Origin of the sequence: Falsiroseomonas stagni DSM 19981 (genome assembly GCF_900114315.1) — a bacterium.
GTDB classification, from domain to species: domain Bacteria; phylum Pseudomonadota; class Alphaproteobacteria; order Acetobacterales; family Acetobacteraceae; genus Falsiroseomonas; species Falsiroseomonas stagni.
This window is the reverse complement of the sequence record NZ_FOSQ01000002.1, coordinates 602270-618909: the sequence shown is the minus strand read 5'-3', so window position 1 is coordinate 618909 and position 16640 is coordinate 602270. Positions and strand designations below refer to the sequence as shown.

The window sequence follows — 16640 nt, the reverse complement described above, 5'->3', positions numbered from 1 at the left end:
GCTGGTCATGGCGGCGATGGTGCTGGCCGTGCGCGCGCGGGCCGTCGCCTTCGTCGCCGGCGGGCTGGCGATGGTCGCGTGGCTGGCGCCGACACCGGCGGCGATGCTGCCGGTGCCGGTGATGGCGCTGGCGGGATGCGCGATGGCGAGGCCGGTGGCGGCGCGGCCGCGGCTGCTGGCGCCCGCGATTGCCGCGCTGGTCGGATTCTTCCTGATGGTCAGGGAGGTCCTGCCAGCGCTCGGCCTTCTGCCTCCCATCGGGCTTGGCGGAAGCATCGGGCTTTCCTACGTCCTGTTCCGCCTGATCCAGCTTCTGGTCGATGTCGCGGAGGGTGAGGCCCCGGCGGAGGCGCCGCTGCTGTCGCTGATGGCATGGCTGCTGTTCCCGCCGAGTTTCCTGGCCGGGCCGATCGGGCGCGCGCAGGATTTCCTCGATGACCTCGCGGCACCCGCGGCCTGGCCCATGCGCGACGCCTGGTTGCGGCACGGCGTGGGCGTGGCGGGCGGGTTGTTCGGGCTGGTGGTGATGGCGGCGGCGCCCTGGTGGGTCTTCCAGCAGGCGACGATGCGGGTTGATGCGGGGGCGGTGGCCCTTGCGGGGGCTGCGCTGGGCTTCGCGCTGTGGCTCTGGCTGAGTTTCGCGGGGTATTCGCGCCTGGCGGTGTCGCTGGCCGGGCTGATGGGGATGCGCCTGCCCGGGAATTTCGATTGTCCCTGGGCGGCCGAGAACATGCTGGCGGTCTGGTCGCGCTGGCACATCAGCCTGTCCGATTGGTTTCGCCTCTATGTCTTCAACCCGCTGCTGAAATGGCTGCTGGGCGCGACGGGCGCGACGAAGCAGGCGCATTGGCTGGGGGCGCTCGCCTATTGCGGCACCTTCCTGCTGATGGGGCTCTGGCATGGGATCGGCCTTCGCTTCGCGCTCTATGGACTGCTGCTGGGCGCGGCGGCGGGGGTGAACAAGGTGGCGCAGACGCTGCTGGCGCGGCGGCTCGGCAAGGCGGGCTATGCGGCGTTGAAGCGCGGGCGTGGCTATGGGCTGGCCTCGTCCGTTGGCGCGGTCGGCACTTTCGTGCTGGCGCTGATGTTCCTGTGGCTGCCGGCGGGGGCCGTCACGCCGCTGCTGTTCCTCACGGTTCCGCTGGCGGCGATCATCGTCTGCGCGGTGCTGGCGGTGGTGCTGCCGGCGGGGGCGTGGCTGGCAGATCGGGCCGGGCCGGCGCTGGCGGCCCGGCAAGGCTGGCTCGCCCTGGTGCAACTGGCGGCGCTGCTGGGCGCCCTGTGGCTGGGGCTGCAGCCGCCGCCCCTGCTGTACCAGTTCTTCTGAACTCAGCCCGGCTTGCGCGCTGTGGCTCAGCCCGGCTTCCGCCCGGTGGCCAGGATGTAGTCATAGGCGCTGTAGACCTTGTCAGGGCTGAAGCGCAGCGACAGCTTGTAGGGCATGCGCGCGATGGGGTGGAAGCGCTTGAGCATGTCCGGATCCGTCGCCATGAAGCGGTGCAGGCCGGGATAGACTTCGTGCCGGATGGAGCGGACCTCCACATCGATGAAGCCGGCGGCGCGAAGCTTGGCGGCGTAGCTGGCGCGGTCATCCGCATTCGCTTCCGGCACTGCGTATTTCTGCATGAAGAACTTCCAGTTGAAGTCCTGCATGCGGCGGCCGAAGCCGGCGGGTTCCGGGTCGTTGCGGATGACGTCGGCGAGGGCGATTCGGCCGCCGGGGCGCAGCACGCGCATCGCCTCCCCGAAGAAACGTTCCCGCGTGTCGAAGTGGAAGGCGCATTCGACGCCCAGCACCGCATCCGCGCTGGCATCGGGCAGCGGCATGGCGGTGGCGGAGGCCTCCATGAGCGTGATGCGGTCTGCCATGCCCGCTTCCGCCACGCGCTTCTGGCCTGTCAGCACCTGGGAGGTCGTGACGTTCAGCCCGGTGATGGACCGCGGTGCCAGGCGCTGCATCCACAGCATGTCCTGGTCCGCGAAGCCGAAGCCGACATCGACGATGTCCTGGCCGGGGCCGATCCCGGCGCTTTCCGCCACCAGCATCACCATGGCCTCGCAGGCCTCGTCGATCGTCGAGGCATCACGCCAGTAGCCGAGGTTGAGGTAGAGGCCGCGCTTGCTGAAGGAATGGGTGGAGACGAGTTCGTAGATGTCCCGCGCGCTCATGCGCTTGAAGGGGGTGTAGAACCAGAGGAGGTAGTCGAGCGCTTCGCGCAGCTTGCCGCGGGCGGGGATGGTGGCGGTCATCGCGCCGAGATCCGCAGCGCGAGGAGGGGGGCGTGGGTGGCATCGAGCGCCAGCGCGGTCGTGAGTCCGGGACGGTCCCAGCCGGCGGGATCGCCGGCATCCTCCAGCGCCAGGCCCGCCTCGGCGGCCGCGTCTTCCAGCGCCGCCGTCATGTAGCCAGCCTCGAGCATGCAGAAATCCTCCGAAAGGGCGCCATAGACGGGCTCGATCGCCGCCATCTGGGCGATGAGCAGCAGCAGGGGGACGTCACCCGCGGGGTGGTCCGACACGGGGGCGAGGGCGTGGGCCTCCGGGTCATGGTAGTGGCAGCCCGGCGGCAGGCCGGGCACGCCCGGCGCGGGCAGGGAGAGATAGGCCTGCACGGGGTAGAGCGTGCCGGCGGAGGCATAGCGGTATTTCGGCAGCACGCCCGGGCGGCTGGCCAGCGCGCCGAGCAGTCGGCCGAGACTGTCGGTGGAAAGGTCAGCCACGGCCGCCCTCCTCCATCGCCAGGCTGAATTCCTGCGCGATGAGCGCCATCATCTCATCCTCCGACATGCGCATGACGCTGGCCTCGATCTCCGCGTCCGGGGGGGGCGGGGGCAGGCGGGGCGCGGATTCCGGCGCCGGCGCGTCCAGGCCGAGCAGGCCGGCCAGATGCGCTTCCAGCGCCTCCACCGTCGGGTAGCTGAACAGCAGGGTGGCCGGCAGCGTCAGGCCGAGGCCATCGCCGAGCCCCTTGCGGAGTTCGAGGGCCATGAGGCTGTCGAGCCCCGCATCGCTGAGGGGAAGATCGGGCGCCAGGGCCTCGCCGGTGCCGACGCGCAGCACGCGGGCGGCTTCGGCGGCGATGAAGGCGCCAAGTGCGGCGCGGCTGGCACGGGGATCGGCGCCGGTCGTGGCCTGGCGGGGGCGGGGTGGTGCGGCGCGTGGCGGCGCGACAGCGGCGAAAAAGCCGGGGATGCCCGCGCCATAGCCCGCCAGGAAACGCGGCCAGTCGATGGCGGCCACCAGCAGGCGCGGCTTGCCGGCGGCGATGGCCCGGCCGAGTGCCTGCAGCGCGTCCTTCGGGGCCATCAGCGCCGCGCCCGCGGCGGTCAGGCGCGCGCCGGCCGGGGTGGCGGCGACGGCACCGGCTTCCCCCCAGGCGCCCCAATCGATGCAGAGGCCGGGCAGGCCGCGCGCCTGGCGGGCATGGGCCAGGGCACCGAGCACGGCATTGGCCGCGGCATGCGCGCCCTGGCCCGCATTGCCGAGGAGACCCGCGGAGGAGCCGAACAGCACGAAGGCATCAAGCGGCCGGTCGATGGTCGCGGCTTCCAGGTTGAGGGCGCCATCGACCTTGGCGGCGAAGACCTTGGCGAGGTCGTCGCGCGACAGTCGCAGGATGGCGCCGTCGCTGAGGCTGCCGGCCAGGTGGAAGACGCCGCGAAGCGGGGGCAGTTCCGCATCGATGGCGGCGATGATGCGCCGGACGGCGGCTGCATCCGCGACATCGCCTTGCATCACGGTGCATCCCGCCGGCAGGGGCTCGCCCTCATGCGCGCGGCGGGCCATCAGCACCACGCGTTCGGCGCCGCGGTCCAGCAGCCAGGCCGCCAGCAGCGGGCCGAGGCCGCCAAGGCCGCCGGTGACGAGGTGCGTGCCGGATGTGACGAAGCCCGGCCCGGGCGGCAGCGTGACGCGCTTCAGCCGTGGCACATGCCAGGCGCCATCCCGCCAGGCGGCTTCGCGTTCGCCCTCTGGCGGGGGCGGCGGCGTGTCGCCGGCGGGGACGTCCAGCAGGCGGGCGTCGAGTTCGGGATGCTCCAGCGCGATGACGCGGCCGAGGCCGATGAGGGCGGCCTGGGCGGGTTGCGTGACGGCACCGGCGGCGGGCTGCGCCCCGCGCGTCACCAGGTGCAGCGCGGGGGGCTGTGTTTCGCGGGCGGCATCCTGCGCGGCAGCGAGGGCCCGGGTGGCGAAGGTGAGCGCATCGGTGCCATTGGGCTCGATCGAGCGGATCGGGCGGGTGGGCCGGGGCCTGCGTGCGATGGCGACGGCCTGCGCGCCGCCCGGGGCGGGAACCAGGTCGACGGCTTCGAAGAACCCGGCCAGGACGGTCTGCCATGCATCCGGGGGCAGCAGCGGGTGATCGGGGCGCAGGCCCGTATCCCCGAAGCGCCACCAGCCGGGTGTGGAGCCGAAGACCAGATCGGCCCAGTTGCTGCGCCGGCAGGCTTCCAGCAGCAGCAGCGCGCCGCCCGGCGCCAGCAGGGACGCGGCGTGGCGCAGGCTGTCGCGGATGTCCCGTGTGGCGTGCAGGACGTTGCTGGCCACGACCATGTCGAAGCTGCCCGGCGCGAAGCCCTGCGAGTCCGGCGCGCGTTCGATGTCGAGCGGCAGCGCGGCGGCGATGGCCGCACCGAACCGCGCCGCCGCTGCATCGAGGAAACCGGCGGAAATGTCGGTGAAGGTGATGGCCAGGCGATCCGCCAGCCCGGCCTGGTGCAGCGCCGCGACCAGCGCCCCGGTGCCGGCGCCGATTTCCAGCAGGCGGAGCTTGCGGCCTTCCGGCAGCGCCGCGACCGCTTGCGCCACGGCGGCGACGAGCATGGCGTTCAGCATCCGCGCGAAGGGCGGGTCGGCGTAGATGGAGCCGCCATCGCCGAAGATCGCGGCCAGCGCATCCGCTTCCCCGCGCAGCACCGCCGGCAGTGCTGCGCCGGCGCGGCGGGCGAGGGCGATTTCCATGCGGTCGCCAAGCCGCGCGGCGAGGTCGGCGGCGAGTGCGTTGGGATCGGGCGCGGCGCCCTCGGCCATCCGGGGCAGATGCTCGTGCAGGCGGGCGAGGCCGGGGGTGACGGCGGCGGCGGGAACCTGCGCGTGTGCCCTGGCGGCGTAGCCGGCGGCCAGGGATTCCAGCGCCTCCGCGAAGCCGGCTTCCTCGGTCGGGGCGGTGGCCGCGCCGGCGCGGGCGGCGGCCTCGCCGAGGGGCGGGACGCGCCATTCCGGCGACTGGGCGACCCACTCCACCTCATAGGTCCAGCGGTCGGCGGGATCGGAGGCGGGGCCGGCTTCGATGCGGCGGATGGTCAGGCCGGTGACGGTCATCACCGGGTTGCCATCGGGGTCCATGATCTCGACATCGCCGGTGGCGACGCCGCCGCCCGTGGCGGGACGGGCGCGGACCCAGGCGCGGACGGGGCCGGCATGGGGCTTGTGGAGCGCGACGGCATCGATGGCGAGGGGCAGGAAGGCGCCGGACTCGCCCTGGCCGCTGAAGGTGGCGCCCAGCGCCTGGAAGCAGGCATCCAGCAGCGCGGGGTGCAGCGGCGCGATGGCGGGCGTGCCCTCGGGCAGGGCGACATCGACGATCGCCTCCCCCTGGCCGCGGAACACCCGATGGATGCCGCGGAAGGTGGGGCCGAGGGTGATGCCGCGTTCCGCCAGCATGGCGTGGAGCGCAGCGGCGCCGCCTTCCTCCTCCCTCCCGCGGTCGGCGAGGGCGGCGGGATCCTGGGGCGCGGGTGCGGAGGGGGTCGGGGCGAGGGTGGCGGCGGCGTGGCGCGTCCAATGGCCGCCGGCATCGGCGTGGAGGGAGACCTGGTCGCCCTCCACCAGCACCTGCACGGCGCAGCCTGTGGCGGGCAGCTTGAAGGGGGCGGCGAAGACGATGTCGCGCAGCGCGGTGCCGCCGCTGGCCGCGAGCATCGCGACGACATGGCTGGCGCCGGGGACGATGAGATCCCCCATGACGACATGGTCGGCGAGGAAGGGCAGCCGCTGCGTGTCGAAGCGGGCGCGGGCCAGGCGGGTGCCGGTGGCGAGGTCAGTGGTCTCGCCGAGCAGGGCCTCGGCTGCCTGGGCGAACCAGTAGCGCTGGCGCTGGAACGGGTAGGTCGGCGCCGATGTGGTGCGGGTGGGGTAGGGCTGGTGGAAGGCGGCCCAGTCGATCTCCGCGCCATCCTGCCAGAGGCGGGCGCCGGCCTGCATCGCGGTGGTCCAGCCGAGCGTCGCGCCATCCTGCCCCGGGCGCGCGCGGGCGAGCGAGGGCAGCGTGACCAGCGCCGGCAGGGCATTGCGGGCGAGCCCCGCAAGCACCGGCATGGCGCCGAGTTCGACGGCGTGCGTCACGCCCATCGCCGCCAGCGTGGCCAACCCCTGCGCGAAGCGCACGGGCTGGCGGGCATGGGCGCGCCAATAGGCGGCGTCATGGCGCGGCACCACGGTGCCGGCGAGGTTGCCGATGACGGGGATGGCGGGCGGGTTGTGCGGGATGGACCGCGCCTCGGCTTCCAGCGCGTCCAGCATCGGGTCCAGCAGGCGGGAATGGAAGGCGTGGGAGACGGCGAGCGGCCTTGCGTCCAGGCCTGAGGCGGCGAGCATCGTGTCGTCGAGCAGCGCGGCGATGGCGGCCTGCGGGCCGGCGAGGGTGATGGCCTCCGGCCCGTTCTCGCCGGCGAGTTCGAGGGCAGGGTGGCGGGCGAGCACCCTGTGCGGGTCGGGGCCGAGCACCGCGGCCATGGCGCCGCCGGCGGGCAGCGCCTGCGTCAGGCGACCGCGGGCCGCGACGAGGCGGGCGGCGTCCTCCAAGGTCAGCACACCGGCGAGGTGGGCGGCGGCGTATTCGCCGAGGCTGTGGCCGAGCAGCGCCACCGGCTCCACGCCCCAGCTGCGCCAGAGCGCGCCGAGGCCGGCGGAGAGGGCGAAGAGGGCGGGCTGGGCGATATCGGCGCGGGCGAGGGCGGCACCGTCCTCGAACAGGCGGGACAGGGGTGCGGGCAGGCCCATGACGGCGTCGCAGCGATCGAGGACGCGGCGGAAGACGGGGGCGGTCTCGGCGAGGCCGCGCGCCATGCCGGGGAAGGCGGAGCCCTGGCCGGTGACGAGGAAGGCGATGCGGGGGCGGCCGGCGGTGGTGGCTTCGGCTTTGGGGAGTGCGTCGGCGGCGGTGGCGGGGTCGCGGGCGGTGATGGCGATGCGGCGGGGCAGGGCGGCGCGGCCGGTGGCGGCGGTGCGGGCCAGCGCCGGCAGGTCGGCGCCGGGCGCGGCGAGCGCGTCCTGCCAGCGGGCGACCAGCGCCGTCAGCGCGGCGGGGTCGCGGGCGCTGATCGGCAGGAGATGGGCGGGGCGGGGGTCGGCGGCTGTCGCCGTCTCGGGCGCGGCGCCGAGGACGATATGGGCGTTGGTGCCGGAGAAGCCGAAGGAGCTGACGCCGATGTGGCGCAGCGGCGCGGGTTCGAGCCGCGTCGGCACTTCGATGCGGGCGCCGGTCAGGTCGATATGCGGGTTGAGGCGGGTGAAGTGGAGGCTGGGGGCGACCGCCTGGTGGCGGAGCATGAGGACGGCCTTGATGAGGCCGGCGATGCCGGCGGCGGCCTCGGTATGGCCGATATTGGTCTTCGCCGAGCCGACGGAGAGCGGCCGGGCGCGATCCCCGGCGAAGACGCTGCGGAGCGCATGCATCTCGATGGGATCGCCAAGGGCGGTGCCGGTGCCATGGGCCTCGATGGCGTCGATGTCCGATGGCGCCAGCGCCGCATCGGCGAGGGCGGCGCGGAGCACGGCTTCCTGCGCGGGGCCGGAAGGGGCGGTGAGGCCGGCGCTGCGACCATCCTGGTTCACCGCGCTGCCATGGATCACCGCCAGCACAGGATCACCGGCCGCCCGCGCATCCGACAGCCGCTTGAGAACGACCACGCCGCAGCCCTCGCCGCGAACATAGCCGTCGGCGGCCGCATCGAAGGTCTTGCAGCGCCCATCGCCGGCCAGCATGTGCGCCTTGGAGAAGCCGATGGTGAGTTCGGGCGACAAAGTCGCATTCACCCCCGCCGCCAGCGCCACGCGGCATTCCCCGCTGCGCAGCGCGCGCACCGCGAGATGCGTGGCCACCAGCGACGACGAACAGGCCGTGTCCACCACCATCGTCGGCCCCTGGGTGCCGAGCGCATAGGCGATGCGCCCCGCGGCGATGGAGGGCGCGTTGCCGAGGCTGGCATAGGCGTCGATCCAGCCGAGATCCCTCTGCCGGCCGAGCAGCGTGCCGTAATCCGCGGTGCTGAGGCCAACGAAGACCCCCAGCGCCTGGCCCGAGAGGCGATCCGGCGCGATGCCGGCATCCTCCAGCGCCGCCCAGGCATTCTCCAGCAGCAGGCGATGCTGCGGGTCCATGGCCTCCGCCTCTCGCCGGGAGATGCCGAAGAGGGCGGCGTCGAAGCGATCGATGCCGTCGAGGAAGGCGCCCCAGCGGCTGCTGGCGCGGCCGGGGGCGTCCGGATCGGCATCGAAGAGGGCGGTGGCGTCCCAGCGATCCGCCGGCACCTCCGTCACGGCGTCGCGCGCGGTGGACAGCAGCCGCCAATAGGCATCCGGGCCTTCGCCGCCGCCGGGGAAGCGGCAGCCGATGCCGATCACCGCGACGGGTTCGCGCGCGGCGCGGCCGGCGGCGTCCAGCTTCGCTTCCAGGTCCTGGATCATCGCGAGGGCGCGGCGGACGGCATTCGCCTCCCGCGCGGTGGGGTCAGTACCCGGCATGGGCGAGCTTCCGTTCCAGCAGCAGCAGGGCGTCGTCGTCGGGGTCGTCGGCAGGGGGCGGGGCGGGCGGTGGGGCTTCGGCGGGAGGAGGGGTGACGCCCAGGCCCAGTTCGGCGGCGAGATGCGCGACCAGCGCCTCCGCGCTCGGATGGTCGAAGACGAGCGAGGCGCGCAGCGGCTTGCCGATGGCGGCGGAGAGGGTGTTGCGGAGTTCGACGGCCATCAGGCTGTCGAGGCCGAGTTCGGCCAGGGGCCGCGCGCGGTCCAGCGGCGTGTCACCGAGGCCGAGGATGCGGCTGATCGCCTCCGCCACCGCATCCGCCAGCGCATCCCGCTTCGCGCTGCCGATGGCGGCGGCCAGCTTCTCCTGCAACGCCAGGCGGGGCGGCGGGACACCCGCGGCGGCAGCGGAGATCGCGACCTCCGCCAGCCCGGCGGAGAGCGCGGAATCCAGCGCGGCCAGGGCGGTGTCGGGCGACAGGCCCGCACGGCCTTGTGCCATGCCGTCCCCCTGCCAGGCCCCCCAATGCACCAGCAGCGCCGGTTCGCCCCGGGCGCGGCGGCGCTGCGCGATGGCGGCGAGGGCGGCATTGGCGGCGGCGTAGTTGGCCTGGCCGGCGGAGCCATGCAGGGCGGCGAGCGATCCGAACATCACGAAATGCTCGACGGGATGGGCGGCGGCGATGCGGTCCAGCGCCTCCGCCCCCGCCAGCTTGGCCGGGAAGGCGGCGGCCAGGCGTTCGCGGTCCAGCCGCGCCGCCGTCCCGTCATGCAGCGCGCCGGCCAGGTGGAAGATGCCGCGCAGCGGGTGCCGCAGGCCGGAGAGTGCGCGGCGCAGCGCGGCGGGATCGGCGATGTCGGCGGCGATGCTGCGGATGGTGGCACCCTCGATCGCGACGTCGGCGGGATTGCGGGCCAGCAGCACCAGGTGGCGGGCGCCGTTCGCCACCAGCCAGCGGGCCAGGTGCCGGCCCAGCGCGCCGGTGCCGCCGGTGAGGAGGTAGGTCGCATCGGCGCGGAACAGGCTGCGCGCCAGCACGAGCTTGCCGATATGGCGCGCGGCCTGGATGCGGCGGAGGGCGGGCGTCACCTCCGCGAAGGGCCAGCGTTCCACGGGCAGGGGCGCCAGGCCCTGCGACAAATCGTCGCAGAGGCTGGCCAGCATGTCGCCGACACGGGCGGGGTTGGAAAGGATCAGGCTGTCGAGCGCCACGGGGCGGTAGCGGATGTCGGGGCGGATCGCGTCGACACGGTCGGTGTCCCAGATCTCCGCCTTGCCGATCTCAAGGAAGACGCCGCCGGGCTTCAGCAGGCCGAGGCCCGCGGGGATGGCGGGGCCGGTCAGGCTGTTCAGCACGACATCGACCGGCGCGGCGGCGGCGAAGCCGAGGGCGCGGCTGTCATGCACCTCCGTGATGCCGAGGGCGGCGAGGCGGGCGCGCTTTTCCGCGCTGCCGGCGGTGGCGACCACCACGGCGCCGGCGGCCCGCGCGACGGCGATTGCCGCGAGGCCGACGCCGCCCGTCGCGGCATGGACCAGCACCCGCTGGCCGCGGGTGAGGCGCGCGACTTCGAGCAGAGCGAGGCGCGCGGTGAGCCAGGCGACAGGCTGGGCGGCGGCCTCCGCGAAGCCCATGCCGTCCGGCAGCGGGCGGAGGAGGCGCGCATCGGCGCTGACATGGCTGGCGAAGCAGCCGGGCGCGATGGCCAGCACGGCATCGCCGGGCGCGAAGCCGCCGACACCATCGCCGACCGCGACAACGCGGCCCGCGCATTCGACACCCGGGGCCCCGCCATCGCCGGGATACACGCCGAGCAGGTTCATCACGTCGCGGAAATTGATGCCGGTGGCGGCGACCTCGATCACCACCTGGCCGGGGGTGGCCGACGGCGCCGCCATGCGGTCCCAGCGCAGCGCCTCCAGCGACGCATCGGCGCCGCGGGCCAGCACGAAGGGCGCGGGTGGCGGGGGTGGGGTGGGGCGGGACGCCAATTCCCGCGCCAGCAGGGCGCCATCGCGCAGGGTCAGCACGGCCGGGCCTTCGGCCGGGATCGGGGGCGGCACGGCGCCGGCGGGCAGGTCCAGCAGCACGGGGCGGAGTTCGGGGTGTTCCAGCGCCAGCGTCGGCATCAACCCGGCCAGCGCCGCCTGGGCCGGGCTGGCATCCAGCGTGGCCAGCACCGCGAGGCGGGCGGGTGCGGCGCGGGCGGCTTCCAGCACGCGCCAGGTCGCGGCGACGGCATCGGCCTCCGCCCGCAGGTCGATCCAGGCGGGGGTTTCCGTGCCGTCCGGCAGGGCCCGCCAGGCGATTTCCTGCACCACGGCGCCCTGGCGGGAGACGGCGAGGGCCAGCCCCTCGCACAGCGCGACGGGGGCGCCGCTGGCGTCCAGCAGCGCGACCTCCGCACGGTCGGGCGCGGGGAGGCGGAGGACGGCGAAGCGGGGCGTGCCGCCCAACAGGGTGAAGCGCGCAAGGCCCTTCGGCACCAGCGCGTCCCGGCTGCCTTCCGGCAGTGTCGCGGCCAGGGCCTGCCAGGCGGCATCCAGCACCCGCGGATCGAGGCGGTAGCCGGGCTGGCTGTCCCCGAGTTCGGCGACGGCCTCCCCATCCCCGGCCCAGAGGGCGCGGAGGCCCTGGAAGGCAGGGCCGTAGGCCAGGCCGGCTTCGGCGAAGCGGGCGTAGAGCGCGCCGACATCCATGCCGCGCGGGCAACGGGCGCGGGCTTCCGCCAGGGACGGTGCCGGTCCGGGGGCCAGGGTGCCGGCACGGGCCGTCGCGATGGGGATGAAGGGCGCGTCAGGATCCTCGGCGGCGGCGGCGAGGGTGAGGGCGCCGCCGTCATGCATCGTCTGCACCACTGGTGTCTCGGCGGGGGCGAGGAGGCGGTCGAAGGTCACATCCTCCAGCACCGCGGGGGCATCGGGCGGCAGGGCGGAGAGCAGCATCTCCACCATCGCGGCGGCGGGCAGGACGACGCGGCCGGCCAGGGCGTGGTCCGCCAGCCAGGCGGGGCGCGTGGAGGTGAGTTCGGTCTCGAAGAGCCGTTCACCGCGCTGGGAGCGCAGGCGGCGGCCGAGCAGGGGGTGGACGCTGGCGGGCAGGGCGGCGCGGGCGGGGGTGGCCCAGTGGCGCTGGCGGTCCCAGGGCGTCAGCGGCAGGGCGATGCGGGCGCCGGATTGCGGGGGCAGGTCGGGCAGGGGCGCGTTGCTCGGCGTGACGGTGGCCAGGGCCTCCGGCATCTCGACCAGCACCCACCAGGGGTGGCGCGCGCGGCCATGGGCGGCGCTGGCGCAGAGGGCGGCGAAATCGGCGCCTGCCGCCAGCCGGGCCTGGCAGGCGGCGACCAGGCGGCGCAGCCCGGCCTCGCTGCGGGCCGTGAGCAGCAGCAGGGGCCTGGCCGGGGGAGGCGGCGCGGGCGCGGGCGCTGGGGGCGCTTCCAGCACCGCATGGGCATTGGTGCCGGAGAAGCCGAAGGAGCTGACGCCGACATGGCGCAGCGCCGCCGGCGCCAGGGAAGTGGGCACGCGGAGATCGGCGCCACCGAGGTCGATATGCGGGTTCAGCGCCCCGAAATGCAGGCTGGGCGGCACCTGGCCATGGCGCAGCATCTGCACGGCCTTGATGAGGCCCGCGATACCCGCTGCCGCCTCGGCATGGCCGATATTGGTCTTGACTGATCCGACCATCAGCGGGCGGTCGCGGCTGGGGCCGAAGACGTTCCGCAGCGCATGCATCTCAATCGGGTCGCCCAGCGCGGTGCCGGTGCCATGCGCCTCGATCGCGTCGATGGCATCGGGCGGCAGGCCGGCATCGGCCAGTGCCGCGCGGATCACCGCTTCCTGCGCGGCGCCGGATGGGGCGGTGAGGCCGCTGCTGCGGCCATCCTGGTTCACGGCCGTGCCGCGGATGATGGCGAGGATGCGGTCCCCGGCGGCCGTGGCCTCCGACAGGCGCTTCAGCACCACCACGCCGCAGCCATCGGCACGGACGAAGCCATCGGCGCGGGCATCGAAGGCCTTGCAGCGCGCATCGGGGGCCAGCATCGACAGGCCCTGCAAGGCGCTGGTCGTGCCGCTGCCCAGCGCCAGATTCACGCCGCCTGCCAGCGCCATGCCGCATTCGCCGCGCCGGATCGCCTGCACCGCCAGGTGCAGCGCGACGAGGGAGGAGGAGCAGGCGGTATCCAGCACCAGCGCCGGGCCATTGAGTCCGAGGAGATAGGCGATGCGGCCCGCGGCGATGCTCGGCGCGCCGCCCGTGCCGGCAAAGGCCTCGCCCCCTTCCGCATGGGCGGCCAATTGGGCGTAGTCGTAGTTGCACAGGCCCATGAAGACGCCGGTGTTGCTGCCCGCCAGCGTGTCGGGCGGCAGCAGCGCATCCTCCAGCGCTTCCCAGGCCACTTCCAGCAGCAGCCGGTGCTGCGGGTCCATGAAGGGGGCTTCGCGCGGCGCGATGCCGAAGGCCAGCGGATCGAAGCCCGCGACATCGGGCAGGTAGCCGGCTTGCGGGCCATCGATGTCCTGCGGGCCGAGGCTGCGGCCTTCCGGGCGCGGGATGATGCCATCCCGGCCTTCCGCCAGCGCCTGCCAGAAGGCGTCCGGATCCTCGCCGCCCGCGGGGAAGCGACAGCCCATGCCGATGATGGCGATGGGGTCGTCGCTGGCGGTGGCGCGCGTGGTCGCGCGGGCTGCGGCCGGCGCATCGCCGAGATGGGCGGCGAGGGCGGCGACGCTGCTGTGGTCGAAGAGCAGCGTGGCGCTCAGGGCGCCCCGGCCGAGGCGCGATTGCAGGCGGTTGCGGAGTTCCACCGCCATCAGGCTGTCGAGGCCGAGTTCGAAGAGGTTGGCGCGACGGTCCAGCGCCTGGCCGGGCGAGAGGCCGAGCACGGCGGCCGCTTCCCCGGCGATGAGGTCCGCGAGGGCGGCGGCAGGGGGCGCTTCGGCCATGGCGGCCCGGGCCGGGGCGGCGGGCTTCGGCGCCTGCCAGCCGCGCAGGGAGGATGGCGGGCGCATCCCCTCGAAACTCGCGAGGAAGCGGGGGCGGTCGATGGGCAGGATCGCGCTGGCGGCTTCGGGCGTGGAGAGGGCCCAGTCGAGCAGCGCCTCCCCGGCCTCGGAGGGGATGGTGCCGAGGCCCTGCGCGGCGAGGCGGTCGATCAGCGCCGCGTTGCCGGCCTGGGAGCCGATATCGCGCCAGAGGCCGAAGCCGAGGCTGGTGGCGCGGCCACCGCGCGCCCGCCGCGTCGCCGCCAGGGCGTCGATCGCGCAGCTTGCCGCGACATGCGCGGCCTGCCCGGCCTGGCCGAACAGCGCGACGGCGGAGGAGAAGAGCAGGAAGACATCGAGGTCCGGGAAGGCGGCGTCCAGGTCCCGCGCCGCGTCGAATTTCGGCGCTAGCGTGGTGGCGAAATCGGCCGCGCTGGCCTGGGCGAGCGTGGCATCGGCCAGCGTCCCGGCGGCATGGACGATGCCGCGCAGCGCTGGCAGGCGGGCGATCAGCGCCGCCCGGGCCCCGGCATCCGCCAGGTCACAGGCTTCCAGCGTGACCGTGGCGCCGGCATCGCGCAGCGCCTGCATCCACGCCAGGTCTTCGGGAATGCGGCGCCCTGCCAGCACCAGCCGGCGCGCGCCGCGCCGGACCAGCCATTCGGACGCGAAGCGGCCGAGGCCGCCAAAGGCGCCGGTGACGAGGATGGCGCCGTCCGGATCGATGATGGCGGGCGGCCCATCCGCGGCCCGGCCAAGGCGCGGGACGAGGAGGGCGCCGTCCCGCAGGACCAGTTCCGGCTCGGCCAGCAGCAGGGCGGGCGGCGGATCGCCATCCCCGTCCAGGAGGCGGATATCGAGTTCCGGCCGTTCCTGCCGCAGCGTGCGCATCATGCCCCACAGGGCGGCGCCCGCCGGATCGGCCCCCAGCGCGCCGCGCGTCCGCAGCGTGATGCGCCGCTGTTCGGGGCCGAGCGCCTGGAGGCGGGCGAGCAGGGTCGCGCAGCGATCCGCGGCGGGGCCGCCGGGGTCGGCGAGGGTGACGGCCTCCGCCGCCGGACGGGCGACCAGCAGGGTGTTGCCGGGCAGGTCCGGGATGGCGGTCGCCTCCAGGCCGAGCCGGGCCAGCAGCGCCAGCCAGGCGGGGCGGGACAGCAGGGGATGGTCGTGGCGGAGTGCGGGGTCGGCGAAGCGCCACCAGCCCTCCGTCAGGCCGAAGACGAGGTCGACCCAGCCGCCGGGCGTGGGGTCCCCGGGCAGGCCTTCTGGATCGGTTTCCAGCAGCAGCAGACGGCCATCGGGGGCGAGGACCCGCGCGACGTGGCGGAGCGCGGCTTCCAGGTCGCGCGTGGCGTGCAGGACATTGGCGGCGATGACCAGGTCGAAGCCCGCTGCCGGCAGGCCCTGCGCCAGCGGATCATCCTCGATATCCAGCACCGCGAAGCGCTGGGCCGGGATGCGCCCGCGGGCGCGTTCCACCAGGGACCGGCCGATATCCGTGAACCAGTACTCGACGCGATCGGGATCGAGCGCCGCGAGGACGGCGGCGGCGGTGGCGCCGGTGCCGGCGCCGATCTCCAGCACGCGCAGCCGGCCCGTGGGCGGGGCGGCGGCCTCCGCCAGCACAGCCAGGACCTGGTTGGCGGCGGCATAGGCGGGGCTGTCGCGATAGACCTGCTCGGCGCCGTCGCCCTCGAACAGCAGTTTCACCGGATCGGCCAGGCCGCGCAGCACATCGGGCAGGGCGGCGCCGCAGCGGTCCAGCAGCGCGGCCTCCGGCGCCGCCCCTGGCAGCGGGATGGCGTCCGGCAGTGGGCGGGCGGCGAGGCGGGCCAGGTGGTCGAAAAGGCGGCGGTGGCGGGGCACGACCTCCTCTGCCTTCACGGCGGCGATGGCGGCGCGGGCGTGGCGCGTGGCGGCGGCTTCCAGCGCCAGGCGGCGGGCGGGGTCCTCCAGTCCGGCGGTCAGGGCGGCGATCCGCGCGCGGGGGTCGGGGCGGGGGGTCCAGGCGATGGCGTGGCACCAGCCGCGCCAGGCGTCGGGCGCGGCGGCCAGGCGCAGCCCCTCCAGCAGCGCCAGCACGGTGCCGTCGGCGTCCAGCAGGCGGATATCGGCGGTGGTGACGCCGCCGGAATCGCCGGTGATGACGGCGTGGGCCCAGCTTTCGGCGCCGGGTGCGCGCGCGGCGCGGGCGTAGCGGGCGGCGCCGGCGGGCAGGCGGGGCGCGCCGCTGCTGCCGAAGGCGATGGCCCCGGCGGTCCGCAGCGCGGCGTCCAGCAGCACCGGGAAGGGCGCGGCGGATAGTTGCGCCAGTGCCTGGCCCTGGCCGCGCCAGAGCGCTGCGATGCAGCGGTAGTGCGGACCGAAGTCGATGCCGGCCTCGGCAAGCCAGGCATGGAAGGCGTTGGGGTCCAGGGACTCCGTGCAGGTGGCGTGGAGGGCTGGCAGCTTCTGGTCGGGCAGGGCATCGGCGGTGGTGGCGCGGGCCGTTGCGTGGCGGTCCCAGGCCGTGCCGGCCTGGGCGAAGAGGCCGAGTTCGTCCCCGGCCACGACCTGCACCAGGCGCGGCACGGCGACGGGCAGCGCGCGGTCCAGCGTGATGTCCGCCAGCGCATTGCCCTGGCCCGATGCCTCCGCCGCGGTGCGAAGGCGTTCCAGCATGTCGGCCGCGGGCAGCAGGGCCGTGCCGCGGACGCGGTGGTCGGCCAGCAGGCGGGCGCCGGGCATCAGATGCGCCTCGAACACCGGGGCGGGGCCGGCCTGGGGCAGGCGGCGGCCGGGCAGCATCTCGGCCTCATCCAGCCAGAAGCGCTGGCGGTCGAAGGGATGGCCGGGCAGGTCAACGCGCCGGCCTGGTGGTGCGGGCAGGTCCGGCATGAGGGCGTCGGAGGGCTCGGCGGCGGCGAGA

General features: G+C 74.8%; 5 protein-coding genes. 1 reads left to right on the top strand and 4 read right to left on the bottom strand.

All coding sequences use genetic code 11. The annotated features are described in order from the left end of the window. Positions 1–7: 7 nt before the first annotated feature. A complete protein-coding gene (locus tag BM041_RS09555; RefSeq protein WP_092958722.1) occupies positions 8–1327 on the top strand; it encodes an MBOAT family O-acyltransferase in 1320 nt (439 codons plus the stop codon). 26 nt (positions 1328–1353) lie between these two features. On the opposite strand, the gene BM041_RS09550 is transcribed toward BM041_RS09555, so the two are convergent. The 4 genes from BM041_RS09550 to BM041_RS31780 are packed head-to-tail and all read right to left on the bottom strand — an operon-like array spanning position 1354 to position 16519. After that, the gene (locus tag BM041_RS09550; RefSeq protein WP_092958720.1) at positions 1354–2250 is read right to left on the bottom strand and encodes a class I SAM-dependent methyltransferase; all 897 of its coding nucleotides are present in this window, start codon (positions 2248–2250) and stop codon (positions 1354–1356) included. Beyond that, positions 2247–2720, bottom strand: coding sequence for a nitroreductase family protein (locus tag BM041_RS09545; protein ID WP_092958717.1), 474 nt, complete (start codon positions 2718–2720; stop codon positions 2247–2249). Before BM041_RS09545 ends, BM041_RS09550 begins: the two co-directional genes overlap by 4 nt. Continuing rightward, positions 2713–8745 (bottom strand): type I polyketide synthase, encoded by a 6033-nt coding sequence (locus tag BM041_RS09540; protein WP_092958715.1) that lies wholly within the window; start codon positions 8743–8745, stop codon positions 2713–2715. Before BM041_RS09540 ends, BM041_RS09545 begins: the two co-directional genes overlap by 8 nt. After that, positions 8732–16519: an SDR family NAD(P)-dependent oxidoreductase gene (locus tag BM041_RS31780; RefSeq protein ID WP_456303956.1), complete on the bottom strand. Its 7788-nt coding sequence runs from the start codon at positions 16517–16519 to the stop codon at positions 8732–8734. The genes BM041_RS09540 and BM041_RS31780 overlap by 14 nt, the downstream gene beginning before the upstream one ends. Positions 16520–16640 lie beyond the last annotated feature (121 nt).

Coding starts and splice junctions, on each gene's coding strand:
- BM041_RS09550 (WP_092958720.1), bottom strand. CDS start 2,250: ATGACCGCCACCATCCCCGCCCGCGGCAAGCTGCGCGAAGCGCTCGAC.
- BM041_RS31780 (WP_456303956.1), bottom strand. CDS start 16,519: ATGCTGCCCGGCCGCCGCCTGCCCCAGGCCGGCCCCGCCCCGGTGTTC.
- BM041_RS09555 (WP_092958722.1), top strand. CDS start 8: ATGGCGGCGATGGTGCTGGCCGTGCGCGCGCGGGCCGTCGCCTTCGTC.
- BM041_RS09540 (WP_092958715.1), bottom strand. CDS start 8,745: ATGCCGGGTACTGACCCCACCGCGCGGGAGGCGAATGCCGTCCGCCGC.